Origin of the sequence: Streptosporangium sp. NPDC000095 (assembly GCF_042899335.1) — a bacterium.
GTDB lineage: Bacteria > Actinomycetota > Actinomycetes > Streptosporangiales > Streptosporangiaceae > Streptosporangium.
Genome location: NZ_JBIAZS010000007.1, coordinates 340360 through 366141, shown reverse-complemented (window position 1 = coordinate 366141; position 25782 = coordinate 340360). Strand labels below are relative to the sequence as shown.

Below are 25782 nucleotides of genomic sequence, written 5' to 3'. Positions count from 1 at the left end.
TGCTGCTCGTCGACCTCCTCGAAGGCCGGAGACGTGACGTCGGCAGATGGCTCCTGCTCGGCGTGTTCATGGTGGCGGTGATGGGAGCCAAGGCCGTCTACCTGCCTCTGCTCGCGGCGGGCCTGCTGGCGGTGGTCGCGGTCGAGGTGATCAGGCGGCGCCGGATACCACGGTCCGCGCTCGTCGCGCTCGGGATGACCGCGGCGTGCTTCCTCATCGCGCAGGTGACGCTGTTCGGCCGGGTGCGGCAAGGGCTGGTCGTCGACCCCCTCTCGTTCGCGCGAGCCGCGTGGGGCGAGTTGACCGGCCTGGGCGAGCAGGTGAGCCCTCCGTTGGCCTCGGTGCTCGCCGTCGCGTCGCTCTACCTGTTGTGCTGGGCCGTCGCGTGGTGCGGGATCCTCGGGCTGCTGTGCAGGCCGAGACTGCTCCTGCGACCGGCGGTGGTCCTCCTGCTCGGCATGGGCGCGGCGGGCATGGGCGCGGCGCTCCTGCTCGGGCACCCGGGCCGGAGCCAGCTCTTCTTCCTCTGGGGCGCCTATCCCTACCTGGTGATCGTCGCGGTCTACGGGATCCTCGTCCTCCTGCGGCGCGCACGGGTCTCGCCCCGAGCGGCGGTGTGCTCGGCCGGCGCCGGAGCGGTCGCCGCCTATGCGATTCCCGCCCTGTGCGGCGTCAGGATCCCTCTCGGTCCCGGTGAGGGGGACACCGTCCTCTACCGCCCGTACATCGTGCTGGCGGTGGCCGTCGTCCTGGTGTCCGCCGTCCTGGTCGTCAGGTGCGGTGGCCTTCGCGGATGTGCCCTCGTGACCATCATGCTCGCGGCCATCGGCCTGCCCGCCTACGGGCACGCGCGTGTCCTTTCCGTCATGGACCGCCTCATCGGAAACGGCTCTCCCCCGGTCAGGCCGGTGGCCTCACCCGTACCCCTGGGTGCCCTGGAGGCCGGCCGGTGGCTGCGCGCCCACTCGGACCCCGACGACCTGGTCGCCACGAACGCGCACTGCCGCTGGGGGTACGAAAACCCGTGCGACACCCGCCAGGCCTGGGTGGCCGCCCTGTCGGAGCGGCGGGTGCTGGTCGAGGGATGGACCTACACCGCGGCGAACACGAGTCGCTGGCGACCGGGGTCCCCTCCGGAACGCCTGCCGTTCTGGGACGGCGAGCGGCTCGCCCTCAACGACGCCGCCTTCCAGGCCCCCTCGGCGGCCACGATCGGGCGGCTGCGCGAGCGCTACGGGGTGCGCTGGCTCTTCGCCGACGAACGCCGCACCGGCCGGACCTCCAGGATCGGGGACTTCACCGAACTCCGGTTCCGCTCCGGCGACTGCGCCGTCTACCGGATCCCGGAGCACGAGGTCTCCCCAGGCGCCGCCGACGACCCACCGGGTGACGACGCGTCGGCCCGGCGAGCCGGACCGGAAGGACACCGAGCCCATCAGGGAGGTTGACATGAGGATTCTGCACATCGGATACCGACTTCCACCCGAGCCAGGGGGAAAGGAGGTCTTTATCGAGCGCCTCAGCCACGAGCAGATGCTGCGCGGGCACGAGGTGGTCGTCGCCCACCGGCGCGGCGACGTCCCCGGCGGCGCGAGGGTGCTTCCGCTGGCACGGACAGCTGCCAGCCGTGCCGTCTCCAGGAGGTCGGATGTGATCGCCTTCGCCATGGAGTGCGCGCGGACGCTCCGCCGGGCGCACCGGATCGACATCGTGCACGCGCACGGCGACCACCGCGAGGCGCTCGGTCTCGGCTCCGCCGCACGGCGGGCGGGGATCCCCCTCCTGATCCATGTCCACGGTGCCCTCACCGTGCGTCACCGGCGGATCATGCCCTGGGCCTTCCGCCACACCGACGGATTCATCGTGGCCGGAGAACGGCCGCGGGAGGACCTGCTGGCGGCCGGCGTGCCGGAGCGGCGGATGCGGGTCATACCCGGCGGCCTGAACCTCGATCACCTCGCCGGATTCCGGGAGAGACATCCGGTCGAACCAGGACTGATCGTCAGTGTGGGCTCGCTGGTGGAGGTGAAGAACCACGCGCTGACCATTGAGGCCTTCCACCGGCTACGGACCGACCATCCCGGCGCGCGCCTCGTCATCGCGGGTGACGGCCCGGAACGCGCCCGGCTTGAGCGGCTCGCCGGGACAGGGCGGGGGATCGAGTTCACCGGGCACATCCCCGCCGACGACGTGTACTCGCTGGTGAGCCGTGCCCAGGTGGTCGTGCACGCCTCCCAGCGGCTTCCCTCCATCGGCGAGGGCATTCCCTTCGCCCTCCTGGAGGCCCTCGCGCTGGGTACCGCCGTCATCGTCTCGTCCGACGCCTCGCTCGGCACGGCCGTGGCGGACGGCTCCGCCTACCGCGTCTTCCGGTCGGGATCCGTGCACGACCTGGTGACGCACCTGCGGTCGGTCCTCGACGACGAGGCGCTGTGCCTTGAGATGATCGAACGCGGTGTGCGGGCCGTGTCGAACCTCGACTGGCGGACGGTGGGCGACCGCATCGGGGAGTGGTACGAGACGCTCATCGCCGACCGGTCCCTCGCCCCGGTGAGCGCGTCATGAGCGGCCTGCACGTCTGTGAAGTGATCAAGACGCTGGACGTGGGCGGCGCGGAGGTCCTGCTCGTCGAGAGGCTGCTCTCCGCGCCCCCGACGGGCAAGCGCTACACCGTCGTATGCCTGCGGGCCTCCACCCACGAACTGAGCGGGCGGCTGCGATCGGCGGGCATCCGGGTCGTCGACCTCACCTCGTGCCCGCGTTGGCTCCGCCTGGCCCGCCTCGCGTGCGTGGTGCGAAGGCTCGAACCCGACGTTCTCAACATCCACTCCCCCCTTCCCGCGTCGCTCCTGCGGCCCGTGTCCCAGCTGTTGAGTCCTCGCCCGGCCCTGGTCTCGACGGTGCACAACGTGCGCTACCGCCTGCCGACGATGTTGCTCGACCGGGCGACGGGATGGCTGGACATCCGGACCGTGGCCGTCTCCCCCGAGGTCGCCCGCGCTCGCACCGGCAGGCGCTCGCGGGGCCTGTCCGTTCGCGTGCACGGCGTCCACGTCGCCGAACAACGCCGTTGGGCGGCTCGATCGGAACAGACGAGGCGAGAGTGGAACGTCTCCCCGGACACCTTCCTGGTCGTGCACGTCGCCAACTTCCACGCGCAGAAGAACCACGAGCTACTCGTCGAAGCCGCGGCGAGGGTCGGGGAGCGAGACCCCCGTCCCGTGTTCCTGCTCGCCGGATCCGGCCCCCTGCACGCACGGGTGGCTCGCCGGATCGAGGAGCTCGGCCTGGGCAACGTACGCCTGCTCGGTCACGTGCCCGACGCCGGCCGGCTCATCGCCTCCTCCGACCTGCTCGTGCTCAGTTCCTCCTACGAGGGGTTGCCGGTGGTCGTCATGGAGGCTCTCGCCGCGGGCGTGCCTGTCGTGTCCACCGCCGTGGGCGGAGTGCCCCATCTGATCGAGGACCAGAGGAACGGCCTCCTCGTCAGGCCGGGGGACCCCGCCGCCCTCGCCGAGGGCATCCTGCGGGCGATGCGACCGGAGATCCACGCCCGCCTTCGCGAAGGAGCGCGGGAAAGCGCGGAGCTCGTGGACATCAGCCGGGCGGCCGCCTGGTTCGACCGGCTCTATGACGAGGTCTGCTCGTAGGACATGGTCACCACTCTCGGACGTGCCGTCCAGCGGATGCGCCCACCCGGCGGGCGCCATCTGCGGACCTTCACATCGCTGACCGCCGCCGGCCTTGGCGAGGCGGTTCTTCCCACTCTCAGCCTGATCGCCCTGGTACGCCTGACGGGGGCTGAGACATCGGGTCAGGTCATCTTCGCCCAGTCTGTGGCGACCGTCTGGTTCCTCCTGTGCGATCCCTGCCTGGAGAACGCCGCCCAGCGATTCGTGCCCATCGAACAGCAGCGGAGCGGGCAGGGCTCCTCGCTGTTCATGCGCCTGATGCACTGGGATGTGGCGATCGGCGTGGCCGCGGCCTGTGTCGGTCTCGTGGCGGTGCTGGCCGCGCGCCTGCTGGGTTCACTGTCGGACGAGTTCGCGCTCATGTTCGCTCTCGCGATCATCACACGCGGGTCCATGGCGTCGTACGGCACGGCGGGCGCGGCCTTCGCGCTGACAGACCGGCTGCGCGCTCTGGGCACGCTCAGGACGCGATGCGCGGTCCTGTCGTTCGGGCTGTCCCTTGGCGGGTTGTTCCTTGGCGGGCCCCTTCTCTACCTGGGGGGGCAGGCCGCGGGTGCGCTGGTGATGGCGGTGGTGTTCTACCTGTTGGCGACCCGAGGGCTCCTCGCACGAATGGGACCGGCCGTCGCACGGGTCCGGCTGCCCTCGGGCATGGTCGCCTTCACCGTGAAGACATCCATGGGCACCAGCGTGGCCGGGATCTCCGACTCGGGCATCCTCACTCTGGCCGGCCTGCTGGGCGGGCCGACCCTGGTGACCATCCTCAAGATCGCATCGGCCCCCGGCCGCTTCTACGCCAACCTGGCGATCCCGGTGGCCGCGATGCTCTATCCCCGGATCATCCGGAGTGCCACGGCGGGAGCGGGAAGGGCAGCCATCATCCGGGACATCACGCGCACCACCCTGCTGCTCGCCGCGGCCGGAGCGGCGACCATCGCCGTCGCGCTCCCGGTGACCGACGCCGTCATCGGCATGGCCTACGGCCCCGGCTACGCCCACCTCGGCGTGGTCGCCGTGGTGCTCCTGGGCGCCGCCTGCGTGAAGGGAGCGGTCTGCTGGTCCAACGTGCTCCCCCTCGCCCTCGGCAGGCCCGGCCGGCGGCTCGCGTACCTCCTGGCGGAGGGGGCCATGCTCCTGGGCGTGCTCCTCGTCGGCAGCCGGACCACCTCGGGCCCGTTCCAGGCGTCGCTCTGTTTCGCATGGGGAACGCTCGCCGTCGCCACGCTCGGCACGGCTTTCTGGATCGGGTCGTTGCGGCGTATCACCGACCTCGGTTGTCCAGAGCGCGAGTGATCTGCCGGCATCGAAACACAGATATATAAAAGGCTAATTCGCCATATTTCCCGCGCGGCCACTCGCAAAGCCATCGGATCCGATAGGGATCATCGGGCGGACTGCGAACACTTGGGACGACCCAGCTAGATCATGCCTAGGTAGGGAATAGGAAAAACATCGCGCCATCACCGTGATGGTGTCGGCGAACAGCCCAAAGGGCGAACTAGTTTCTCCAACGTGAACCAGGCCTGTCACCGAGGAGCCCGCATGAAGCCGGACGGCCGGATTCGTGTCATGGAAATCATCGCCCGAATGAACGTCGGCGGCCCCGCCACGCAGGTGTCGGGGCTGTCGGAGGGGTTGGACGCGAAGGAATTCGACCACCGCCTCTACACCGGCTACGTCGACGGCCAGGAGTGCGACCACCTCCGGCTGCACGGGACGGAGACACAGGTCCACCGGGTCCCCGGCCTCGGCCGGTCGGTCAGACCCGGAGACGACTACCGCGCGCTCTTCTGGCTGATCGGCGCCATGCGGGCGTTCCGTCCGCACATCGTCCACACCCGCACGGCCAAGGCGGGCGCCCTGGGCAGGGTGGCCTCCCGTCTGGCCGGCGTCGGCTCGGCCCGGGTGCACGTCTTCCACGGGCATCTCCTGCACGGCTACTTCTCCCCACTCAGGCGCGAGCTCTACGTGCGGTCGGAACGGCTCCTGGCCTCCGTGTCGGACCGGCTCGTGACGGTGGGGTCCCAGGTCAGGGATGATCTGCTCCAGGCCGGGATCGGGCGCCCCTCGCAGTACGTGGTGATCCCTCCCGGTGTCGGGCTGAAACCGATCCCCGACCGCGGGACGGCACGCGCCGCACTGGGACTGCCTCCGGACGCGCCCATCGTGGCGTACGTGGGCCGCCTCACCGCGGTGAAGCGGCCCGACCGGTTCCTCGCCGTGGCCGACGCCGTGTCCAGGCAGATCCCCGGCTGCCGCTTCGTCGTATGCGGGGGCGGCGACCTGGAGCGGCAGGTCACCCGGGACGTCGAGCCCGTCCGCGACTCCTTTCACCTGCTCGGCTGGAGGAAGGACGTGGAGACCGTCTACGCCGCCGCCGACGTGGTCGTGCTCACCTCCGACAACGAGGGGACCCCGCTCAGCCTCATCGAGGCCGGCATGGCGGGCACGCCGGTCGTCTCCACCCGGGTGGGAAGCGTCGCCGAGGTCGTCAGGGACGGCCACACCGGTCTGCTGGCCTCGACCGACCCGGCCGAACTGGCGGCGCACACCGTCCATCTGCTCCGCGACCCGGGCCTGGCCCGCCAGATGGGCGAGGCGGCCCAGGAGTGGACACGATACGCGTTCGGCGTGGATCGCCTTGTCTCCGATACCGAGCACCTCTACCGGTCACTGTGCGGGAAGGGCGGCCGGCGGCTCGTGGCGGAGGGGAACGCACGATGAGAGTGCTGGTGACGGGCGGCGCCGGTTTCATCGGCGCGCACATGTGCCGGGCGCTGGCCGCCAGGCCCGAGGTCGGGCACATCACGGTGCTGGACGATCTGAGCAGCGGGGATCTCGCCAACCTCGACGGCGTCGAGGCGACGGTGGTGACGGGCAGCATTCTGGACCGAGACCTGCTGACGGACCTGGTGGCCGGTGCCACGCACGTGATCCACCTCGCCGCCCGGCCGTCGGTGCCCCGCTCCCTGGCCGACCCGCTGGCCTCGCACGCCGTCAACGCGACCGGCACCCTGCACGTGCTGGAGGCGTGCCGCGCGAGCAGACCGCACGTGATCCTCGCCTCCTCGTCCTCGGTGTACGGCGACAGTCCCGAATCCCACAAGCACGAGGAGCTGCCCACCAGACCGCTCAGCCCGTACGGGGCCGGCAAGCTCGCCGCGGAGGCGTACGCACTGGCCTACGCGCACAGTTACGGCCTGCCGGTCCTGCCGTTCCGCTTCTTCAACGTCTACGGCCCGCTGCAGAGCGCCGGGCACGCGTACGCGGCCGTGATCCCGGCGTTCGTCTCCGCCGCGCTGCGGGGCGAGCCGGTCCCGCTGCACGGCGACGGCCTCCAGTCTCGGGACTTCACCTACGTGGGCTCGGTGACCCAGGTCCTCGCCGACGCGGCCGCGCGCCGGATGACCAGCACGAAGCCGGTGAACCTGGCGTTCGGGACCCTCGTCTCCCTCCGGCACCTGATGGGCGTCCTCGCCGAGATCCTCGGCCGCCCCGTCGAGGAGACCTGCCTGCCACCCCGGCCGGGCGACATCCGGCAATCCCAGGCCTCTCCCCGTCTGCTGCGCGAACTGTTCCCCGGTGTGTGTCCCGTCCCGCTTGAGGACGGGCTCCGCACGACGGTGGCCTGGTTCGAGAGGACTCAGGCCCCGGCCATCGGGGCGCAGGTCGCCGGCTACGCGTGATCCACCGCATCCTTCCCGCCAACAGAGATCTCCCTCCAAGAACGTGACGAGGAGAACCCCGTGAGCACGACATCAAGCACTAAATATCTAATAACAGGCGGAAGCGGATTCATCGGATCGCATCTGGCCGACGCGCTGCTCGCGCGCGGTGACTCCGTCATCGCCTTGGACAATCTCTCGACGGGACGGCTGGAGAACCTGCGCCCCCATCCGGGCCTGCGTTTCGTGCACGGTTCGGTGCTGGACGAACTCATGGTCGACGAGTTGGTCCATCGGTGCGACGTCGTCGTCCACCTGGCGGCCGCGGTCGGCGTCAAGCTGATCGTCGAGCAACCGCTGCGGTCGCTGACGACCAACATCCGGGGTTCGGAGATCGTCATCGAGGCCGCGCACCGATACCGGAAGAAGATCCTGGTCACCAGCACGAGCGAAATCTACGGCAAGAACTCCTCCGGCGCGCTGCGCGAGGACGCCGACCGCATCCTCGGCAGCCCCGCGGTGGTCCGATGGGCCTACAGCACCGCCAAGGCCGTCGACGAGATCCTCGCCAACGCCTATCACAAGGAGCGCGGCCTGCCGACGATCGTCGTCCGGCTGTTCAACACCGTGGGACCGCGGCAGAGCCCGACCTACGGCATGGTGATCCCGAGCCTCGTCCGGCAGGCCCTGTCGGCCACGCCCCTGACGGTCTTCGGCGACGGGACCCAGACCCGCTGCTTCGCACACGTCTCGGACATCGTCGACGCGCTGCTGCGCTTGCTCGACGAGGACAGGGCCGTCGGTGAGACCTTCAACATCGGCTCCAGCGACGAGGTGAGCATCATGGAACTGGCGAAACTCATCATCGAGTTCACCGGATCCACCTCCGGGGTCGATCTCATCCCCTACTCCCAGGCCTACGAGCAGGGATTCGAGGACATGACCCGTAGGGTTCCGGACACCGCGAAGCTCCGCGCGCTCACCGGCTGGACTCCGCGGCGCTCTCTCGACCAGATCCTCACCGAGATCATCAGCGAGGCCTCCGGCGATCCGGCGGCGTTCCCGCGGTGAGCGGGACGATCGCCCTCGTCGCGGGAGCGGCCTTCCTGCTCAGCGCGACGGCCGCCGTGCCGCTGGGGCGTCTGGCGCTGCGGTGGGATCTCACCGACCGCCCCGGCGGGCACAAGGCCCACAGCCGCCCGACCCCGTACCTCGGCGGTGTCGCGATCACGGTGGGCACGGTCGTGCCCACCGTGATCGCGCTCGGCCTCGCCGATCTGCAGATCATCGCGATCCTCCTCGCCGCCGCCACGGTGTCCCTCCTCGGCCTGATCGACGACATCACCCCCCTGCCCGCGGTCACCAGGTTGATCGTGGAGACCGCGGTGGCGATCGGGGTGGTGTTCTCCGGCGTCCAGGCGACCGTCACCGGGACGTGGCTGGACAGCGTCCTCACCGTGGTGTGGATCATCGTGATGACGAACTCCTTCAACCTGCTGGACAACATGGACGGCGCGCTGGGAACCGTCACCACCGTGACCGCCGGCCTCCTCGCGGCCACGGCCCTGCTCCAGGGCCACACCTCGCTCGCGGTGCTCCTGTGCGCGCTCGCCTGCGCGTGCCTGGGCTTCCTGCCGCACAACTGGGCGCCCGCGAGAATGTTCATGGGGGACTCCGGGTCGCTGTTCCTCGGATTCACGGTGGCCTGCTCGGCGACCGTCCTGGTCATGGGACGGTCCCCGGACGGGGTGATCGCCGGACTGTTCCTGCCGACGTTCATGGCGACCGTCGACACCTGCATGGTCCTCCTCTCCCGCCTGCTGGCGAACCGCCCGCCGTTGCGGGGCGGTACCGACCACGTGTCGCACCGGCTGCGCCGTATGGGCCTGGGAACCCGTGCGGTCGCCACGACGCTGGGCGCGATCACGGCGTTCACCGGCGCCCTCTGCCTGACGACGGTCTCGGGCCAGCTGTCACCGCTCGTCGCGATGGTCGTGGCGGGCGCGATCGCCGTCACTCTCGCCGGCCTGCTACGGGACACGAACGCCCATCCGCCGGCCCACCCCCCTCGGATCCCTCAGAAAACCCACGAAAGGCGGCGTTGATCCCGTGGATCTGCTCTACTACGCACGGCTGGTGCGCAGGAACTGGCTGATCATCCTCCTCTCACTGATCCTGGCGGTGGGGGCGGCGCTCGCCGTCACGGCGAACATGCCGCCGAAATACGTCTCGACGATCTCCATGCTGGTGTCGGGCCACGACAAGGAGGGCAGCCTCTCCACCGCCTACCAGGCGGGCATGCTGTCGGCCCAGCGGGTGCAGTCCTACGCCAACCTGCTGTCCAGCCGCCGGGTGGTCGGCCAGATCGTCGAGGGCGAGGACATCGCGCGCGTCCAGGGGAACATCAGCGCCGAGGCCGTCCCCGGCACCGTACTCCTGCGTGCCACGGTCACCGACACCGACCCCGCGCGAGCCTCCCTGCTGGCCAACGCCCTGGGGGACCGCTTCTCGAAGCTGATCGACCAGATCGAGCGACCCACTCCGGGCAGCCGCCCCACCATCAAGATCACGATAGTGGACAAGGCGGATGTCCCCCGGGAACCGGTCAGCCCCAGGCCACTGGTCAACCTGGCGGTCGCCGTACTGATCGCGCTGCTCGCCACCATGGCCGTGATCATCCTCCGTGACCGCCTGGACACGACCCTCACGTCCCCCGAGGCGCTACGGGAGGCGTCGGGCAGCTCGGTGCTCGGGGTCATCGGCTACGAGCGGGACGCGCGGCACCACCCCCTGATCCTGCGCGACCGTGGCCGGTCGTCCCGATCCGAGGCGTTCCGCGCACTCCGGACCAACCTGCAGTTCATCGGTGTCGACCGGCAGCCGAAGTCACTCGTGGTCACCAGCTGCCTGCCCGGCGAGGGGAAGTCCTCGACCTCCGCCAACCTCGCGATCACGCTGGCCCAGGCGGGCTGGCGGGTCATCCTGGTCGACGGCGACCTGCGCCGCCCCAGCATTCCCTCCTACCTCGGTATCGAGGGGGCGACGGGCCTGACGGACGTGCTGATCGACAAGGCGCGCCTGAACGAGGTCATCCAGGTCTGGGGCGATGCCGGCCTGTCCGTCCTGCCGAGCGGTCAGATTCCGCCGAACCCGAGTGAGCTGCTCGGCTCGAACGGAATGCGTCAGGTGCTCGCCCAGCTCACCGGGACGTACGACATGGTGATCATCGACGCGCCCCCGCTGCTGCCCGTCACCGACGCGGCGACGATCACCGCGCTCTGCGACGGCGCGCTGCTCGTCGCCCGGTACGGCAAGACCCGCCGGGAGCACATGGCCCGCGCCTCGGAACTGCTGGCGTCGATCAACGCCCGCGTGGTGGGAGGCGTCCTGAACTTCGTCCCTGTCGGTAGCGGCACGTACTACGGCTACGAGTCCGAGGTCAAGAATCCGGTGAGTGTGTGAGCAGCCGGAGCGGGACGGCGAGCGACCTCGCGATGTCCCGTCCCGCCGTCCGGTAGGCCAGCCGGGAGCGCCCGTACGGGTCGGCGATGTCGAACCGGTCGATCCGGACCAGCCCGCGCAGCGCCCGCGCCTGGTCGACCAGCGCGCGGGCCCGCCGCACGGGATCCCGGTGACGAGTGATCTCCTCCGGCGGCACGGCCCGCACCAGCGCGCCGAACTCGGCGATGGTGAAGGCCCGCGTAACCGCCGAGAGGTGCATGGCCACCGATTCCGCGCGGTGCCCGAGGGTGGCCGTGAGTACGAGATCGGCGGCGGCCACCAGGTCGGGAACGAGCGGACGGGAGCCGAAGCCGGCGGGATCGCCGCCGAGCCGTACCAGAACCCGCCGGGCGCGTTCGGTCATCTCCCGTCCCGGCTCGGCGCGGGTGCCCGCGCTGATCACCTGGACCGCCGGGCACGGCCCGAGGGCCGAGCGGGTCAGCCGCTCGGCCAGCGGGGAGCGGCAGACATTGCCGGTGCACACGAAGAGGATACGAAAGCGGACACCCTCCCGTACCTCCCGGACATCCCGCCAGCAGCGCTGCCCGCAGCCCTCGTGCCCGGGTGGGACGCTCTCGCCCGGGATCGCGGCGTCCTGTGCGGTCCCACCGGTCCGCGGTGAAGCCTTCATGGCGCGAGAGTAGATCGTCCCCCGCGCGCCGCCGCCCGTGACGCGCGGTTCTTTGCTCTTTTCTGCCGATACGAACAGGCGATGTGGCACGGAAGCTCATCTGGTGGCGACCCCTGCCCCCACCGGAAGTTCGGCCTCAGGGTGGGCAACCCCGCGGGTCCTGGGTGACGCGAGTCCGCTGGGGACGAACGAGCGGCTGCACCGGAACCCGCGGCGGCTCGCCGGAGGCGAGTTCGGTGAAATCGAACTCCAGCGTCCTGGACTGTCCGGGGGCGAACTCCAGAAGGACCGAGTAGACGGGGTGGGAGCGTTCGGTCTCCCTGATGACCGCCACCCGGTCGCCGTCGAGGCGGGCCGCGGTCATCCTCGCGCCGAGTCCGCCGTACAGCGACACCCAGAGCAGGTTGGAACCGGGGACGTGGCGGTGCCCCGGATCGTCGAGCCGTCCGGTGACGTAGGAGGGCAGTGTCCGCCGCGGGACATCGTTGGTGAGCCCGATCCGCACCGTCGAGGAACGCAGCCCGCCCCGGCAGGGGCCAAGCTCGTAGTCGAGGGCGCGCTCCAGGTAGTAGTCGAGCTTGCCACCGGCGGAGTTGTTGACCACCAGGCCCGCGAACGGTCCAGGCCGCGACGGCAGCACGCCGCTGACCGGTGTGCCCGACAGGCGCCGCTGCTCCGTCTCGTGGCGGCTCCACACCTGGATCCGCCGCTCGCCCACCATGTCGGACAGCACGGGCAGCAGCCTGGCGGGGGCGGCGAGCGAAGCGGGCAGCGCCTCGCCGACGGCACCGGCGATCTCGATGAGGAACCGCTTGCGCGCCGCGGGGTCGGGGTAGCGGGCGTAGGCCTTCCGCTCGGTGAGGTCGACGACATTCCCCGCGGTGACCCTCCCTCCTTCGGGGAGGGGCACCGGCCCGATCAACCTCAGCAGGTGGGCGAGGCCCACCGGGTCGGTGGCGACGGCGCCGTCCAGCCGCCTTCGGCCCTGTCGCTCCCACAACCCCGTCCAGGTGGCCGCGGCGTACGGAAAGTGCGGGGAGAGGTTCGAGACGGACAGCATCCTGGTCGCACCCGTTCCATAACGCCCGAGGAAGTCCGGGCCGTGCTCGGCGACGGGGACGGGACTCGTGGCCAGTCCCTTGTTGGCGGAGAGGTGCTCGACGGTGAGCCTGCCACGGTCGGCCTTCAGGATGCCGAAGGCTCCGACCAGCCCTCCGGTGCCTCGGGCCTCGGCGTTGGTCTGGAAGGCCAGGAAGTAGTGGCGGGGGCCGTCGCGACCGAGCATCGGGGGCAGCAGGGTGGCGACGTCCGCGGCGTCACCGAGCAGGCCGCGCAGCCGGCCGATCTCGGCCAGTGCCGTGCCGCGCGCCTCGTCCAGCCGGTCCAGGCCGGTATCGCCGGGGGTGGCCGCCAGGCGTGAGAGCGCCCGCCCGAGGCGGGAGACGCCGTCGTCCAGGACCGGTGCCGCGGCGTCGAGCGCGGCCAGCCGGTGGCGCGGGTCATCCGGGGAGCGCGACCCGCTCATCAGGAGGGGGGCGGCGACCTCCCGCACGCCGGCGAGAACATCGGTCAGCTCCGCGGCGGCGTCGGCGAGCCCGCGCACGGTCGTCGCGGCGTTCCCCACGATCGGAGCGTGGGCGATCGTCCACCACTCCGGGCCTCCGGTGAGCCGCCGGGCCTCGGCCGCGTGCCACCGGGCCTCGGCCAGCGCGGTGACCGCCGGGTGCGGGTCACCCGCACCCACCACCGCGCGCAGCCGGACCAGTGCGGTCCCGGCGGCCTCCAGGTGGTCGCGGACGCGCATACCGAGATGGGCCGACCAGCCCCCCGCCAGCACCAGTGCTGCGGAGACCGGCAGGCCCACTACGACTACTCGGCGTCGTCTCCTATTCGACACTGGCGGATCGGCGGCGCCGTACCGAGATCAGCGTGACCACGACTCCGGCGGCCAGCAGCCCACCACCGAGCAGGACCACCGTCGCCACGGGCGTTCCCGTGAACGGCAGTTCCGCCACCGGGTCCGACGACCGGCAGCCCTCTGCTCCGCAGCCGTCGGAGCAGTCGTTCCCCTCACAGTCGTCCGAGAAGCCGCCGTTGCCCTCCCTGTCCCTCTGGTGGTTGTTCTCCCTGTCTCTCAGATTGATGTTGTTGGCGTTGTCGCTCTCCTGCTTGATGCTGTTGACGCTCTCGTTGGGACCCGGCGGGTACAGCACCTCCTCAGCCGCCGGCGTCGGCTGAACGGTCGCGGCGTAGGCCGTCGCGGAGGCCCCGAGGGGCAAGGCGGCCCCGGCGCTCACCGCCAAAACAATAGATATTAGATAATTTTTTACCATTTCAAACTCCCGGCGGCAGCATTTCAGGCTATGGAAACAGCACCCGTAATTCGGGCAACATGTCCACGGAATCCGTTATATGCACCATCGCCGGAAACGAGGGCGCCGCCTCGCCACACTTGCCGAACAATCACCTATTTTTCTCCCCCCCGTGACGGGCCGAAACGACCTCCGGCTCCGCCCGCCGCGGCGGGCGGCCGGGGGTGCGGCGGTCGTGCCGGGATCGCTCACCCGCCCCTCCCGAGGTGAACGTCCGGGGGGCGGGTTCTAACCGGCGCCCGGCTCCAGGCGGTAGACGGGTCCCGACAGGCTGAGCGCGTACAGCTCCCCGTCGTGGCCCTGGCCGAAGGACGACAGCTGCTCCACCCTGCCGAGGTCGTCGCCGCTCCCCTCCCCTCCGGGGGGTGCGGCCTTGACCCAGCCCGCGCAGAAGTCGCCGTAGACGAATCGTCCCTCCAGGCCCGGGATCTTCTCGCCCCGGTAGACGTATCCGGCGATGACCGAGCAGTTGCCGTCCTCACGCAGCGGATACTCGATGATCGGGTCCACCAGGTCGGCGGTGTCGCCGCCGCCACCTCCGTCGAAGGGGTGGGTGCCCTCCTTGAGGTTCCAGCCGTAGTTGCGGCCCCCCTCGCCCTTCGGCTCGAAGTCGACCTCCTCCCAGGCGTTCTGGCCGACATCGCCGATCCACATGTCGCCGGTCTCCGCGTCGAAGGTGAACCGCCAGGGGTTGCGCAGGCCGTACGACCAGATCTCCGGCTTGGCACCCTGCCTGCCGACGAACGGGTTGTCGTCGGGAACCGTGTACGGGGTGCCGCGCGGGTCGATCCTGAGGATCTTGCCGAGCCAGGTGTCCAGTTTCTGGCCGTTGCCCTGCGGGTCTCCCCCGCTGCCGCCGTCGCCGAGGGCGATGTAGAGGTATCCGTCGGGTCCGAAGGCGAGCTGCCCGCCGTTGTGGTTGGCGTACGGCTGCCGCTGGGTCAGCACGTCCCTGCGGCCGGTCGCCTTGCCGTCGGCGAAGGCCCATTCGGTGACGTGGGTGGTCCCTTCGCGGTCGGTCCAGTTGAGATAGAGGAAGTCCCCCTCCGGGTGGAAGGCCACCCCGAGCAGTCCCTGCTCGTTGCCCTTGCTGATCTCCCCGGAGAGGTCGACGACGGGCGCCTCGGCGACCTTCCCGTCCTTCACCGCGCGCAGCCGCCCCGTCTGCTCGGCGATGTAGAGCGTCTGGTCGTCCTTGCGCAGGGCCATCGCCACCGGCATGTCCAGCTGGGCGAACTCGGTGAAGCGGACCTTCGGCGCCGCCTGCCCCGTGGACCGCGTCTGGGAGGCAGTGGCGGTGGGCGAGGCGGCGGGTGGGACGGACGCGGAGTCGGCGGACCCGGTGGTCCCGGTGGAGGAGCAGGCGACCAGCGCCGCACTCAGCAGGGCCAGGCCCAGTCCTGTCCGGCGGGAGATCGGCACGGTTTCAGCCTCCTGTGTTCTTCGCCTGCTCGAATGATCGTCTGTACGGGTCTACGCACCGGCCGCCCCAAAGGTTCCGGCCACACCTGGCGATTCCCGCACACCTGGCCCTCCCCCATCCAGATCCATCCATTCTTCCGGGTCGCCTTCCCCGGCCTGTCCGCTGGGTGGCGAGCCTGGTCTGCGAGATCACGGTGCTCTGGATGCCGTCCACAAGCACGATGGCTCAAGGCGGCGAAAGCCCCGGCCGGAGGCTTCACCCCGCGCGCTCGCCCGGTGAGATGGCATCCGGCGGACAGCCGGCTGCGAGGCCGGACGACAGGACTCAGTCGAACACCGCGCCGGCGACCGTGTCGACGTACCAGCGTTCGAAGCGTTGCACCGGCCAGCCGCGTTCGCGGACCAGCCAGTCGTAGTTGCGGAAGTCCATGGCGAGCCAGAGCACGTCGGCGACGCTGTCGGCGTCGTGGCCGGCGCGCACGGCACCGGTCTCGACCAGCTCGGCGGCGAACATGGTCATGCCGCGGCGGCGTTCCTCGACGTTCTTGCGCCAGATTTCGGCGGCGTCGGAGTCGGCGGTGGCCGCACCGGCCAGGATGATCATTATGGCGGCGTGCCGGGCGTGGACCTCGGAAAGGTGTCGGGCATAGCGGGCCAGCTTGGCACGCGGGTCGGTCAGTGCCTGGATCTCGACGACGAAGGACCGGCTGGGCATGTCCACGGGCTCGTCGTCGCCGGCGATGGACACGTCGACGAGCTGCGACAGCAGTTGCCGTTTGCTGCCGAACACGGCGTAGACGGTCTGAACCGCGACGCCCGCCTCGGCGGCGACGGCGGCCAGCGTGGTGGCTGCGTAGCCCGATCGAACGAACAGCCGGCCGGCCGCGTCCAGGATCGCGCGCCTGGTCTGGCGTGCCTGCTCCTGCCGCCGCTTCGACTCGTACCGCCTCTTGACAACCATCGCCTCACTGTAGTGCTCTATTGGATAGAGTTGAACTTTATTCAAAGGATGTGATCATATGCCGTTCGGCGTGCTCCAGGAGATGCCCGGTGTCAGCGAGTCGGAATACCGCCTGGTCGAGCAGCATCTCGGCCCGGACCGCCCGCCGGGCCTGCTCGCCCACGTGGCGGGGCCGGTCGAGGGCGGCTGGCGGATCATCAACGTCTGGCAGGACGAGGCGGCGTTCCGGCGCTTTCAGTCAGAGCGGCTGATACGGGCGGCGGGGCTGGCCGCTCAGGCGGAAGGGTTCGACGCCGGCAAGAGCGCCGGATTCAGGTCCATGACGGTCGACGGCACCGAAATGCCGTTCCGATGAGCGATGTCGGCACGCTACGCGCCCGCAACGTCGCGTTCTGGAGACAGGCCGCGCCGGGATGGGTCCGCCATGCGCGACGTCAGGACGAGTACGGCAAACCGCTCGGCGCCGTGGCGATGGACCGGCTCGCGCCCCGCCCCGGGGAGAGTGTCCTTGACATCGGGTGCGGGTGCGGCGGCACCACCGCCGAGATGGCGCTCGCCGTCGGCCCGGCGGGCACGGCCGTCGGCGTGGACCTCGCGGAGTCGATGGTGAGCACCGCCTCCGCGCGCTTTCCCGCAGATCGGCATCCGGGCCTGAACTTCGTGACCGCCGACATCGAGACCGTCGCACACATCCCGGGAGCACCGTTCGACGCGGTTTTCTCCCGTATGACGTTGATGCTGCTGGCAGACCCGGTGGCCGGCTGCACCACGATCCGGCGGGCACTGCGCCCCGGCGGCCGGTTGGCCGCGACCGTATTCCGCGACGGCGGCGCCAACCCGTGGCTGACACTCGCGGTACTCGGCACCGCACCGCACGTGGGCTCGCTACCGCCGCTGCCGATAGGCAACGAGCCGGGCCCGTTCTCCTTCGCCGAACCGGCCCGCGCCACCCGGATTCTCGCCGCCGCCGGTTTCACGGAGATCGATCTCACGCCACACGATGTGGTGATGTCCACACCCGACGAACCCGAACCGGTGGCCGAGTGGCTCATCGAGATCGGCCCCGCCGGCGCCGCCTACCGGGCCACCTCCGCCGAAAAACAGGCGGCCGCGCGCGCGGCGACGGCCAGACTGCTTGAGCGGTTCCGCGAACAACCCGGCGGATACCGGATCCCGGCCGGCATCTGGCTCGTCACGGCACTGCGGGCACCGTGAAGCCACACCGACCGAACCTCGACGACCATCAACCTTTCAGAACGGCGTCAATGTGTTGACAGGAAGAACGAAGTCGCTTCTGACGGCGACGATGCTGGGCTGCGCGCTGCTCCTGTCCGGCTGCGGCGGTGGCGATGCGGACGATCCGGCTCCGCCGACCGGCGCGGCGACACAGGCGCCCGAACCCTCCGGCGCCACCTGCGACCAGGCCGCGGACACGGTCAAGAACCACCTGAACAGCCCTGACGTCACCTCGGTCACCGTCGTGGGCCAGTGCACCCTGGTCGTGGTGGAGACCACGCTCGGCGACGACGACACCACCGCCGCACGGCAGCTGTGCGAGCGCGCGGGCGAGGTCGCGTACACCGGGGACATCAACGCGATCTCGGTGAAATCCCGGTCGGACGTGGAAATCTCCAACGGCATCACCGGCATGAAGTGCATCCCCTGAGCCACGATCGGCGATGCGGTCTCGCATCTCGGGTGCAAGACCGTGTCGCCTCCACATCCACGATGGCTCAAGACGGCGAAAACTCCAGGGCTTCACCTCTCGCGACCGCCTACGCCGGAAGGTCCCAGCTCGGCCCGGCGGGGTCACCGAGCCAGACGCGCTGGCGCTCCCTCGTGACGGTGAGCCCGAACCCGGACTGGTGCGGGGATCCAGCCTCCTGCCAGATGAGAACGGCCTCTTCGGCCTTGTCCCACAGCTTGATCGGCCCGTGCTGGTACACCGTCCATCCTCCCGCGGGATCCGGTGCGGTGTCGGCCCGCGAGCCGGTACCGACATCCAGCAGAAGTGTGGACTCCTCGCTCCAAGACAGCTGCGCTTGCGGGGTGGCGAGCTGGGCGATCCACACGGCCGTATCGTCGCTTCTGAGAATCGAGGGGTCGATTCTGCACCTGCGGGCCTCTCCGAAACCGGTTGTCACCGGGGGCCGTGGCGGCGGCAGGTGGGAGCGGGCGGTCATGAAGTACAGATCGTCTTTGAGGAAACGACCGCTCGCGCTGCCGTCATCGGCCAGGGTCAGGTGCGCGAAGGCGACCCCGCCCATCCAACCCCACATGGGCGCGGTGATGGTCCCTCCGCTGCGGACCTGCCGCATCCAGGCTGCCGGGATGGTACGCACCGAGCAGGTGGCGATCAGTCGGTCGTACTCATCGTCCGAGCCGTATCCGAACAGCCCGTCCTGCACTGCGAGGGTCGGCGTGTATCCGGCCTCGGTGATCGCTTTTCTGGCCCGAACGGCAACCTCCGGGTCGTACTCGACCGAGGTGACGGCCTCCTGCCCGAGCCGTTCGCACATCAACGACGTCGAGTAACCGGTACCCGTGCCGATTTCCAAAACCGTGTCACCCTCGCTGATCTGGGCGGCCTCCAACATGAGCACGACCAGACTGGGAAAAGTGGAGGACGAGCTTGGCTGCCCGACGATGACGTCGGTCGCGTTCTCGGCGAGAACCCCTTCGACCTGGGTGACCCATGTCGCGTCGGTGTAGGCCAGGGCGAGCCAGCCCTCTTCCTCCATTTCGGCCCGGCGCACGGGATTCCACCGATCGGCACGACCCTCTTCTGCGAGGTAGACGGCATCACCCAGAAACAGCTCACGCGGTACGACTTCCAGCGCTCGACGCCAGCCAGGGGAACCTATCTGGTCCGCCATGACGAGGCGAAGCTTCGCGGCCACCTCACTCATGGTCCCATCCTTCCAGCAGCACATCGGCGAAGGCTTCCGCCATCGCCGATGAATCAGGCAACCAACTTCACCGTTCGCTGGGATTGCACTCGATGAGTTACACATCCTGGGTGATGAAACATAAAAGCCTCTGTGGAACACAGAGGCTTTTATCGGCATAACGGACGGTCAACTAGAAGTCGAACTCGCCCTTCTTAGCACCATCCACGAAGGCGTCCCAGACACCGGCGCTTACTACGAAAGGGGCCTTCTCAGGCGCTTCGGTGTCCCGTACGCCCACCCGACCACCGGACAGCGGGGCGACTTCGATGCAGTTGCCGTCATTCGAGCTGGATTTACGGGCCTTCCGCCAGGGAGCAGCCGCCAGCTCGGCGGTCAGGTCGTCCATGCCTCCACCATCACCTCTCTGATCAACTCAATCGAAACGCTTTTTGAGTGCGCATCCCCTCGGATCACCTCATATCTAAGGATAATCTCCTCGACCTCTTCGGGGCGATCGGTTACATGCCCGGCACCGGCCGACTCAAGGTAGGCCGTGTCCCGCGCTCCTCGGATCTGTGCCACGGCGAACCCGCCGGACAAGCCCGTGGTGGCCCCCAGGCCAAAGGGGACGACCTGGATGCTGATGCGTGGGGACTTTATCGCTTCCAACAGGTAGGCGAGTTGCCGACGCATCACATCGGAGCCGCCGATGGGCCGCCTCAGTACGCTCTCGTCGATCACGACCCAGTACATCGGCTGGTTGGTGCGCTGGAAGATCTTCTTCCTGCCCATCCGGATATCGAGAGCCTTGGCTACGTGGTCGTCCGTGGCTCCCGGTTTGCCCCGGATCACTGCCCGCGCGTACTCCTCGGTCTGCAGAAGCCCCGGCAGCACGAGGGGCTCCCACGTGCGGATGACCTCCGCCTCCGCCTCGACCTCCAGCCAGCTGCGGAACCATCGCGGAGACGTTTCCCTTGTGAGGATCGGCCAATGTGTGAGCAGTTCACCGCTGAGCCCGAGTGCCGTCTCGCATCGCTCCACGAAGACACGCGGTGGCTTTCTGACCGCTCGTTCCACCTGCCCGACCATGCTCGTACTGAATCGAATTCTGTCCGCCAACTGATCCTGAGACCAGCCGAGAGATTCCCGATATTTACGTAGTTCATAGCCAAATAGGGCCAAAGGCCCGGCATTCGGATCAAGTTCTTTAGGGGCGGGCATAACGACTCCGTGGTGGCAGGTTCGCACAGTGGTCGCACATGTAACACCGAGGTCAGTACTGATCTGTCCGAAGGTGTCTTACTGGTTCCACCCAAAAGATAGCTCGTTACAGGCACTCTGAGAACTGCCCGACAGAAAACACGGCCTTGAATCGAGGCACTGTCACACCGGTCGGCAAAGATCGCGTGCCACCAGCGGAAACTCTTAGCGAGCGAGGTGAAACCCATGAATGCCGGACATATCCATCAAAGGAGGATGCTCCTAGGAGAAGTCATCCTGGAAAGCACTCCCGCCTCTGCGGGTTTGGCCAGGGATGCGGCGCGAGAAATTATCGGCCACAATCACCCCATAAAAGACGACGTCGAATTAGTCGTCTCCGAGCTCGTAACCAATGCTTTCAAGTATTCGGATCGAGGTGAAATCGGAGCGGTGATCAGACTCGCCCTGTTCAGCGAAGGTCCGGTCCTGCGGGTGGAGGTGAGCGATCGCGGGTCCGCGTGCGATGTCCCCCGCCGTGAAGCGCCTTCCGCGGATGGGGAGAACGCCGACGCCGAGTCCGGGCGTGGCCTGGTGATCGTTGATGGGCTGTCACAGGGCAACTGGGGAAGCCACACCCACGACAGGGGAAGGACCGTGTGGTGCGAGCTGACCGCCGAGCCCATCGCGGAGAGATGCCGACCATGACGGAAAACACGATCACTGAAGCGATCGGGAAGGTTACCGACTTCATCATCGTCGCCGTCTTCTTTGTGAAGGGCTGACGCGACGGGTGGCGACCACGACGCCGGGACTCGTGGCGCACCCCCTGAGACTCCCCCGGTAGGGCGCGATCCTTCCCTGGTCAGTCCCCCTGACCGCGCCCTACCGGGGGCAAAGCCCCCTGACCGCAAGGTGAGACCCCACACCACCTTCCCTCTTCACCCCCGCGAGGGTGGGAAGCGGTCAGGGGGCACAACCCCATCCACGTTGGCCGCCTCGCCGGGGTCGTCCGCACCCGTCCCTAGACTGCAGGTATGCCAACCGCACTGATCACGGGGGCGACGGCCGGCATCGGTGCCGCCTTCGCCCGCCGCCTCGCCGCCGACGGGTTCTCGCTCGTCCTGGTCGCCCGCGACGAGAAACGTCTCGCCTCCACCGCCGAGGAGCTACGCCTGCGGTACGGGGTGAGCAGTGAGGTGCTCGCCGCCGACCTGGTGACCGAAGAAGGGCTGGAGGCGGTGGAGCGGCGGCTTCACGAGGGGGTCGATCTGCTGGTCAACAATGCCGGCTTCGGCCACCAGGGGCACTTCCTCGACGTGCCCGTGGAGGAGGAGCGCAAGATGCTCAAGCTGCACTGCGAGGCGGTGTTGCGGCTCACGCTCGCGGCGCTGCCGGGGATGAGGCAGCGCGACCGGGGTGCGGTGATCAATGTCGCGTCGGTGGCGGCGTTCTTCGTGCGGGGTTCCTACAGCGCGTCCAAGGCGTGGGTGGTCGGCTTCAGCCAGTCCACGGCCGCCGAGCTGACCGGGAGTCGCGTGCGGGTCATGGCGCTGTGCCCGGGGTTCGTGCACACCGAGTTCCACGAGCGTGCCGCGATCGACAAGTCGGGGATCCCCGGGTTCCTCTGGCTGTCGGCGGACAACGTCGTCCGCGACGCCATGCGTGATCTGGCCCGCGGCGTGTGGGTGAGCGTCCCCGACCCACGCTACAAGGTCATCGCCGGCCTCGGCAGGGTGCTCCCCGTCTCCCTGGTCGACAGGCTCTCGCGCGGCTTCGGCCGCCACCGGTAGCGAGCCCCGGCACGACGGAAGGGCCCGCGCCACGGGAGGGGGTCGTGGCGCGGGCCCTTCCGGCCTGCGGTGATGGTCGTGGACGGGCCTTCCTTCACAGGCGGCCCGTTCGGTGGATCAGACGCGGACGCCGGCCTCGTGGCCGATCGCCAGACCCGAGACCGGGTCGAAGAAGTGCAGGTTGTGGGTGTCGACGATCAGCTCGATGTTCTGGCCGGGACGGACGTGGCTGCGGGAGTTGACGCGGGCGGTCCACAGCGACTTGTCGCCCACCAGCGGCAGCGTCGCGTCCTCGTCGCCGTCGTCGGCGGCGGCGGCCACGGTGTCCTGGTGCTGGACCGGCGGGGCGTCGATGAGGAAGAGCACGTTGATCTCGGAGCCCAGCTCCTCGGTGACCTCGGCGCGGACCGGCAGGCGCACCCATCCGGAGGAGGAGGCGTTGGCGGCGACCGAGTCGTCGAAGTCGGAGGGGCGGATGCCCAGGATGATCTTCTTGCCGACGTACTGCTCAAGGCCGCGCTTCTCGGCGACGGTCTCGTTCGGCACCGGCAGCCTGAAGCCCGCGAACGCGACGGCGAGGCCGCCGTCGCCGCGCACCAGCTCGGCGTTGACGAAGTTCATCGACGGCGAGCCCATGAAGCCGGCGACGAACAGGTTGACCGGCTTGTCGAAGAGGTTCTGCGGGGTGTCGACCTGCTGGAGCAGGCCGTCGCGCAGCACGCAGACGCGGTCACCGAGGGTCATCGCCTCGACCTGGTCGTGGGTGACGTAGACGGTCGTCACGCCCAGGCGCTCGTGCAGGGTGTTGAGGGAGGCCCGCATGGAGACGCGGAGCTTGGCGTCCAGGTTGGACAGCGGCTCGTCCATGAGGAAGGCCTGCGGCTCGCGCACGATGGCGCGGCCCATGGCGACACGCTGACGCTGACCGCCGGAGAGGGCGGCGGGCTTGCGCTTGAGGTACTGGTCGAGGCCGAGCATCTTGGCGGCCTCGCCGACGCGCTTGGAGATCTCCGCCTTGGGCATCTTGCGGAGCTTCAGACCGAAGGCGAGGTTCTCCTCGACGGTCATGTGCGGGTAGAGCGCGTAGTTCTGGAAGACCATGGCGATGTCACGGTCCTTCGGGGGCAGGTGGTTGACCACCCGGTCGCCGATCGCGATCTCGCCGCCGCTGATGTCCTCAAGGCCGGCGATCATCCGCAGGGCGGTGGACTTGCCACATCCGGACGGACCCACCAGCACCATGAACTCCCCGTCCTTGATCTCAAGATCAAGGCCGTTCACTGCTTTGACGCCGCCCGCGTAGATCTTGTCGACTTTGCTGAGAACGATGGATGCCATGGATGTCCTTGTCGCCTCGGGCCAACCCCGCGTTCACCCGATATTGGATACGTTTTCATGCATCTCACCGGAAACGGATAACCCTGTCAAGGGTTTGCCCGGTTCTGGCCTGTCAGCACGACGGTCGTTCTCGCTCCGCACTGGAACGAACACGGAAAACATGATGGAATCGTTTCCATGAACATGCGTCGTACGACGATCAAGGATGTCGCCGGGGCGGCCGGCGTGGGGGTCGCCACGGTGTCGCGGGTGCTGTCGGGCGGGTCGGCCAGCCCGGAGACCAGGGAGCGGGTGCTGACCGTCGCCGCCCAGCTCGACTACCGGCCCAGCGCGCTCGGGCGCAACCTGCGCCAGCGGCGCTCGGGCGGCATCGGGCTGCTGCTGCCCGACATCACCGACACCTTCTACGGCCGCGTGGCCGACGGCGTGCTCGCCTGCGCGCGCTCGGCGGGCGAGCCGGTGATCGTGGGCACGACCGGGGACGACCCGGAGCGCGAGGCCGAGCTGATCGGCATGCTGCTCGAGCAGGGGGTGGACCGGGTGATCGCGATCCCCTCCGGCGACGGCGACGGCTGGGCGCCGACCCTGCGGGCGGGGGTGATCACGGTGTTCGCGCACCGGCTCTCGGCCGGGCGTGACGACATCCCCGCGGTGGTGGCCGACGACCGCGCGGGAGTCGGGACCGCGGTCGACTACCTGACGGGGCTGGGGCACCGGCGCATCGCCTATCTGGGCGGCCCGGGACAGCAGCAGCGCCTGTCGGCCTTCAGGCAGGCGCTGGGCCCTCTCGTCGACGAGGACCTCATCGTCGTCGCCCGGGGCAGCCGCGACTCCGCGTACGCCGCCGCGGCCGGGCTGTTCCAGCACCGGCCGGACCTGACCGCCGTGCTGGCCGGGGGCAACCTGCTGGGCGAGGCGGCGGTGCTGGCGGCGCGGGAGCTGGACCTGCGCATCCCCAGGGACCTGTCTCTGATCATGTTCGACGACGTGCCCTGGGCGGAGCTGTGCTCACCGCCGCTGACGGTGATCGCCCAGCCCGCCAGGGACATCGGCTACCGCGCCGCCGAGCTGGTGCTGCGCGGCGGCACCAGGAGGCCGCGGGGTGTGCTGCTGCCCACCGAGCTGATCGTGAGGGGCAGCTGCGCGGCTAGAGGGACTTCTCGATCGCCGCGATGACGGCGGGGTCGTCGGGCTGGACCTTGGGCCGGAACCTCGCCAGCACCTCCCCGTCCCGGGCGACGAGAAACTTCTCGAAGTTCCACTCGACGTCACCGGCCTTGCCCTCGGCGTCGGGAGTGGCGGTCAGCACGTCGTAGAGGGGGTGCCTGCCGTCACCGTTGACCTCGGTCTTGGCCAGCAGCGGGAAGTCGACGCCGTAGGTGGTGGAGCAGAACTCCTGGATCTCCTCGGCGGTGCCCGGCTCCTGGCCGTAGAACTGGTTGCACGGCACTCCGACGACGGTGAAGCCCCGCTCGCCGTAGGTCCGCTGCAGGTCGACGAGACCGGCGTACTGAGGGGTGAGGCCGCACCTGGAGGCGACGTTCACCACGAGAACGGTCTTGTCTCCGGCCAACTCGGCCAGAGTGGTCGGCGTGTCGGCGAGAGTGTCGATGGCGATATCACGGATTCCCATGAGTCGCAGCCTAATCTCCCTGTCACATTTGAGAGTTATGCCGTCCATAAAGTGAAATGTGACTGAGGCCACAGGTGAGACGACGCCCCCCTCACCAAGGCTTTGATCATTCTCTTACCGATCTTTGACAGGACTCCTGACAGGCGATGTCGATTGGCCCGCCGCCGAACGGCGGGGCATCGTGTCGGCCGTTCCCCCGTACTCAACGCACAAGGGAGTCCCATGTCGACGCTACGCCGTACCGGTGTGCTGGTGATCACCTCCGTGCTCGCCCTCGGCACCACCACGGTCGCTCAGGCGTCCTCGGCACGAGCGGGCAACCAGGCCGTCGCCAAGCCGCTGGTGTCCGCGCACGGCTGGAACAAGAGCCAGTTCACCTGCCTTCGCAAGCTCTGGAGCAAGGAGAGCAACTGGAACCACCGCGCACTCAACCGCTCGTCGGGTGCGTACGGCATCCCGCAGGCGCTGCCCGCGGGCAAGATGGCCACCGCGGGGCGCGACTGGCGCACCAACCCCAGGACGCAGATCAAGTGGGGACTCGGCTACATCAAGCAGCGCTACGGCTCACCGTGCCAGGCATGGAACCACTCCGTGGCGCGGGGCTGGTACTGATCAGGAAGCGGTGCTTTGAAACCCCATGACAGGGTGATTTTCACCCCGTCTCCCGGTATGGGTGATTCACCGGT

General features: G+C 69.1%; 26 protein-coding genes. 16 read left to right on the top strand and 10 right to left on the bottom strand.

Annotation, left to right across the window (positions count from 1 at the left end; all coding sequences use genetic code 11):
* The 9 genes from ACFY3V_RS18850 to ACFY3V_RS18810 form a co-directional block, all read left to right on the top strand.
* Positions 1-1448: hypothetical protein (locus tag ACFY3V_RS18850; protein ID WP_389774738.1), on the top strand; the 1448-nt coding region annotated here is incomplete at its 5' end.
* 1 nt (position 1449) lies between these two features.
* Positions 1450-2565, top strand: a complete 1116-nt coding sequence (locus ACFY3V_RS18845) for a glycosyltransferase family 4 protein (RefSeq protein WP_389774735.1) — start codon at positions 1450-1452, stop codon at positions 2563-2565.
* Positions 2562-3650 (top strand): glycosyltransferase, encoded by a 1089-nt coding sequence (locus tag ACFY3V_RS18840; protein WP_389774732.1) that lies wholly within the window; start codon positions 2562-2564, stop codon positions 3648-3650. Before ACFY3V_RS18845 ends, ACFY3V_RS18840 begins: the two co-directional genes overlap by 4 nt.
* Positions 3651-3653: 3 nt before the next feature.
* Positions 3654-4985, top strand: coding sequence for a hypothetical protein (locus tag ACFY3V_RS18835; protein WP_362906001.1), 1332 nt, complete (start codon positions 3654-3656; stop codon positions 4983-4985).
* A gap of 249 nt (positions 4986-5234) precedes the next feature.
* Positions 5235-6416, top strand: a complete 1182-nt coding sequence (locus tag ACFY3V_RS18830) for a glycosyltransferase (RefSeq protein ID WP_362906003.1) — start codon at positions 5235-5237, stop codon at positions 6414-6416.
* Complete coding sequence (locus ACFY3V_RS18825) at positions 6413-7378, top strand: NAD-dependent epimerase/dehydratase family protein (RefSeq protein ID WP_362906005.1); 966 nt, start codon at positions 6413-6415, stop codon at positions 7376-7378. The genes ACFY3V_RS18830 and ACFY3V_RS18825 overlap by 4 nt, the downstream gene beginning before the upstream one ends.
* Positions 7379-7438: 60 nt before the next feature.
* A complete protein-coding gene (locus ACFY3V_RS18820; RefSeq protein WP_362906008.1) occupies positions 7439-8428 on the top strand; it encodes an NAD-dependent epimerase/dehydratase family protein in 990 nt (329 codons plus the stop codon).
* The gene (locus ACFY3V_RS18815) at positions 8425-9462 is read left to right on the top strand and encodes an MraY family glycosyltransferase (RefSeq protein ID WP_362906010.1); all 1038 of its coding nucleotides are present in this window, start codon (positions 8425-8427) and stop codon (positions 9460-9462) included. Before ACFY3V_RS18820 ends, ACFY3V_RS18815 begins: the two co-directional genes overlap by 4 nt.
* A gap of 4 nt (positions 9463-9466) precedes the next feature.
* The gene (locus ACFY3V_RS18810; protein WP_362906012.1) at positions 9467-10819 is read left to right on the top strand and encodes a polysaccharide biosynthesis tyrosine autokinase; all 1353 of its coding nucleotides are present in this window, start codon (positions 9467-9469) and stop codon (positions 10817-10819) included.
* Here ACFY3V_RS18810 and ACFY3V_RS18805 read toward each other — a convergent pair.
* The 5 genes from ACFY3V_RS18805 to ACFY3V_RS18785 all read right to left on the bottom strand — a co-directional run bounded on the left by ACFY3V_RS18805 (position 10797) and on the right by ACFY3V_RS18785 (position 16244).
* Entirely contained in the window at positions 10797-11489 is a 693-nt protein-coding gene (locus ACFY3V_RS18805; RefSeq protein ID WP_362906014.1) for a hypothetical protein, read from the bottom strand. The two genes, ACFY3V_RS18810 and ACFY3V_RS18805, sit on opposite strands and share 23 nt — an antisense overlap.
* 136 nt (positions 11490-11625) lie before the next feature.
* The gene (locus tag ACFY3V_RS18800) at positions 11626-13353 is read right to left on the bottom strand and encodes a DUF4012 domain-containing protein (RefSeq protein ID WP_389774724.1); all 1728 of its coding nucleotides are present in this window, start codon (positions 13351-13353) and stop codon (positions 11626-11628) included.
* A 22-nt stretch (positions 13354-13375) separates the two neighbouring features.
* A complete protein-coding gene (locus ACFY3V_RS18795; protein ID WP_389774721.1) occupies positions 13376-13786 on the bottom strand; it encodes a hypothetical protein in 411 nt (136 codons plus the stop codon).
* A 303-nt stretch (positions 13787-14089) separates the two neighbouring features.
* Complete coding sequence (locus tag ACFY3V_RS18790; protein ID WP_389774718.1) at positions 14090-15283, bottom strand: PQQ-dependent sugar dehydrogenase; 1194 nt, start codon at positions 15281-15283, stop codon at positions 14090-14092.
* Between the two features lie 325 nt (positions 15284-15608).
* Entirely contained in the window at positions 15609-16244 is a 636-nt protein-coding gene (locus tag ACFY3V_RS18785; RefSeq protein ID WP_362508330.1) for a TetR/AcrR family transcriptional regulator, read from the bottom strand.
* 58 nt (positions 16245-16302) lie between these two features.
* On the opposite strand from ACFY3V_RS18785, the gene ACFY3V_RS18780 reads away from it, so the two are divergent.
* The 3 genes from ACFY3V_RS18780 to ACFY3V_RS18770 are packed head-to-tail and all read left to right on the top strand — an operon-like array spanning position 16303 to position 17910.
* Entirely contained in the window at positions 16303-16599 is a 297-nt protein-coding gene (locus ACFY3V_RS18780; RefSeq protein WP_389774715.1) for a hypothetical protein, read from the top strand.
* Positions 16596-17459: a methyltransferase domain-containing protein gene (locus ACFY3V_RS18775; protein WP_389774712.1), complete on the top strand. Its 864-nt coding sequence runs from the start codon at positions 16596-16598 to the stop codon at positions 17457-17459. The genes ACFY3V_RS18780 and ACFY3V_RS18775 overlap by 4 nt, the downstream gene beginning before the upstream one ends.
* A gap of 52 nt (positions 17460-17511) precedes the next feature.
* Entirely contained in the window at positions 17512-17910 is a 399-nt protein-coding gene (locus ACFY3V_RS18770; protein WP_362923129.1) for a hypothetical protein, read from the top strand.
* Positions 17911-18019: 109 nt separating this feature from the next.
* Here ACFY3V_RS18770 and tgmC read toward each other — a convergent pair whose 3' ends face one another.
* From tgmC to ACFY3V_RS18755, 3 genes are all read right to left on the bottom strand, one after another.
* Positions 18020-19153: an ATP-grasp peptide maturase system methyltransferase gene (gene tgmC / locus ACFY3V_RS18765; RefSeq protein WP_362906025.1), complete on the bottom strand. Its 1134-nt coding sequence runs from the start codon at positions 19151-19153 to the stop codon at positions 18020-18022.
* 172 nt (positions 19154-19325) lie between these two features.
* Entirely contained in the window at positions 19326-19541 is a 216-nt protein-coding gene (locus ACFY3V_RS18760; RefSeq protein ID WP_389774708.1) for a DUF397 domain-containing protein, read from the bottom strand.
* The gene (locus ACFY3V_RS18755) at positions 19529-20356 is read right to left on the bottom strand and encodes a Scr1 family TA system antitoxin-like transcriptional regulator (protein WP_389774705.1); all 828 of its coding nucleotides are present in this window, start codon (positions 20354-20356) and stop codon (positions 19529-19531) included. Before ACFY3V_RS18755 ends, ACFY3V_RS18760 begins: the two co-directional genes overlap by 13 nt.
* Before the next feature lie 225 nt (positions 20357-20581).
* Between ACFY3V_RS18755 and ACFY3V_RS18750 the strand changes: the two genes are divergently transcribed.
* Both ACFY3V_RS18750 and ACFY3V_RS18745 read left to right on the top strand, forming a co-directional pair.
* A complete protein-coding gene (locus ACFY3V_RS18750) occupies positions 20582-21040 on the top strand; it encodes an ATP-binding protein (protein WP_389774703.1) in 459 nt (152 codons plus the stop codon).
* 329 nt (positions 21041-21369) lie between these two features.
* Positions 21370-22125: an SDR family NAD(P)-dependent oxidoreductase gene (locus ACFY3V_RS18745; RefSeq protein ID WP_389774700.1), complete on the top strand. Its 756-nt coding sequence runs from the start codon at positions 21370-21372 to the stop codon at positions 22123-22125.
* A 117-nt stretch (positions 22126-22242) separates the two neighbouring features.
* Here the strand turns inward: ACFY3V_RS18745 and ACFY3V_RS18740 are convergent, their stop codons facing one another.
* Positions 22243-23463 carry a sn-glycerol-3-phosphate ABC transporter ATP-binding protein UgpC gene (locus tag ACFY3V_RS18740; RefSeq protein ID WP_362906053.1) on the bottom strand — a complete coding sequence of 407 codons (1221 nt, stop codon included), beginning with the start codon at positions 23461-23463 and terminating at the stop codon, positions 22243-22245.
* A gap of 177 nt (positions 23464-23640) precedes the next feature.
* Here ACFY3V_RS18740 and ACFY3V_RS18735 point away from each other — a divergent pair, with 177 nt between their 5' ends.
* On the top strand, positions 23641-24639 hold the full coding sequence (locus tag ACFY3V_RS18735) for a substrate-binding domain-containing protein (protein ID WP_350946818.1): 999 nt from the start codon (positions 23641-23643) through the stop codon (positions 24637-24639).
* Here ACFY3V_RS18735 and ACFY3V_RS18730 read toward each other — a convergent pair.
* Entirely contained in the window at positions 24611-25096 is a 486-nt protein-coding gene (locus ACFY3V_RS18730; protein WP_362906056.1) for a glutathione peroxidase, read from the bottom strand. The two genes, ACFY3V_RS18735 and ACFY3V_RS18730, sit on opposite strands and share 29 nt — an antisense overlap.
* Positions 25097-25318: 222 nt before the next feature.
* On the opposite strand from ACFY3V_RS18730, the gene ACFY3V_RS18725 reads away from it, so the two are divergent.
* Positions 25319-25708, top strand: a complete 390-nt coding sequence (locus ACFY3V_RS18725; protein ID WP_362906058.1) for a transglycosylase SLT domain-containing protein — start codon at positions 25319-25321, stop codon at positions 25706-25708.
* Positions 25709-25782 lie beyond the last annotated feature (74 nt).

Excerpts from the sequence above, each read along its gene's own strand:
- ACFY3V_RS18745 (WP_389774700.1), top strand. The coding sequence starts at position 21,370 with ATGCCAACCGCACTGATCACGGGGGCGACGGCCGGCATCGGTGCCGCC.
- ACFY3V_RS18825 (WP_362906005.1), top strand. The coding sequence starts at position 6,413 with ATGAGAGTGCTGGTGACGGGCGGCGCCGGTTTCATCGGCGCGCACATG.
- ACFY3V_RS18805 (WP_362906014.1), bottom strand. The coding sequence starts at position 11,489 with ATGAAGGCTTCACCGCGGACCGGTGGGACCGCACAGGACGCCGCGATC.
- ACFY3V_RS18760 (WP_389774708.1), bottom strand. The coding sequence starts at position 19,541 with ATGGACGACCTGACCGCCGAGCTGGCGGCTGCTCCCTGGCGGAAGGCC.
- ACFY3V_RS18755 (WP_389774705.1), bottom strand. The coding sequence starts at position 20,356 with ATGCCCGCCCCTAAAGAACTTGATCCGAATGCCGGGCCTTTGGCCCTA.
- ACFY3V_RS18735 (WP_350946818.1), top strand. The coding sequence starts at position 23,641 with ATGAACATGCGTCGTACGACGATCAAGGATGTCGCCGGGGCGGCCGGC.
- ACFY3V_RS18835 (WP_362906001.1), top strand. The coding sequence starts at position 3,654 with ATGGTCACCACTCTCGGACGTGCCGTCCAGCGGATGCGCCCACCCGGC.
- ACFY3V_RS18845 (WP_389774735.1), top strand. The coding sequence starts at position 1,450 with ATGAGGATTCTGCACATCGGATACCGACTTCCACCCGAGCCAGGGGGA.
- ACFY3V_RS18840 (WP_389774732.1), top strand. The coding sequence starts at position 2,562 with ATGAGCGGCCTGCACGTCTGTGAAGTGATCAAGACGCTGGACGTGGGC.
- ACFY3V_RS18785 (WP_362508330.1), bottom strand. The coding sequence starts at position 16,244 with ATGGTTGTCAAGAGGCGGTACGAGTCGAAGCGGCGGCAGGAGCAGGCA.
- ACFY3V_RS18740 (WP_362906053.1), bottom strand. The coding sequence starts at position 23,463 with ATGGCATCCATCGTTCTCAGCAAAGTCGACAAGATCTACGCGGGCGGC.
- ACFY3V_RS18830 (WP_362906003.1), top strand. The coding sequence starts at position 5,235 with ATGAAGCCGGACGGCCGGATTCGTGTCATGGAAATCATCGCCCGAATG.
- ACFY3V_RS18750 (WP_389774703.1), top strand. The coding sequence starts at position 20,582 with ATGAATGCCGGACATATCCATCAAAGGAGGATGCTCCTAGGAGAAGTC.
- tgmC (WP_362906025.1), bottom strand. The coding sequence starts at position 19,153 with ATGAGTGAGGTGGCCGCGAAGCTTCGCCTCGTCATGGCGGACCAGATA.
- ACFY3V_RS18775 (WP_389774712.1), top strand. The coding sequence starts at position 16,596 with ATGAGCGATGTCGGCACGCTACGCGCCCGCAACGTCGCGTTCTGGAGA.
- ACFY3V_RS18780 (WP_389774715.1), top strand. The coding sequence starts at position 16,303 with ATGCCGTTCGGCGTGCTCCAGGAGATGCCCGGTGTCAGCGAGTCGGAA.
- ACFY3V_RS18730 (WP_362906056.1), bottom strand. The coding sequence starts at position 25,096 with ATGGGAATCCGTGATATCGCCATCGACACTCTCGCCGACACGCCGACC.
- ACFY3V_RS18725 (WP_362906058.1), top strand. The coding sequence starts at position 25,319 with ATGTCGACGCTACGCCGTACCGGTGTGCTGGTGATCACCTCCGTGCTC.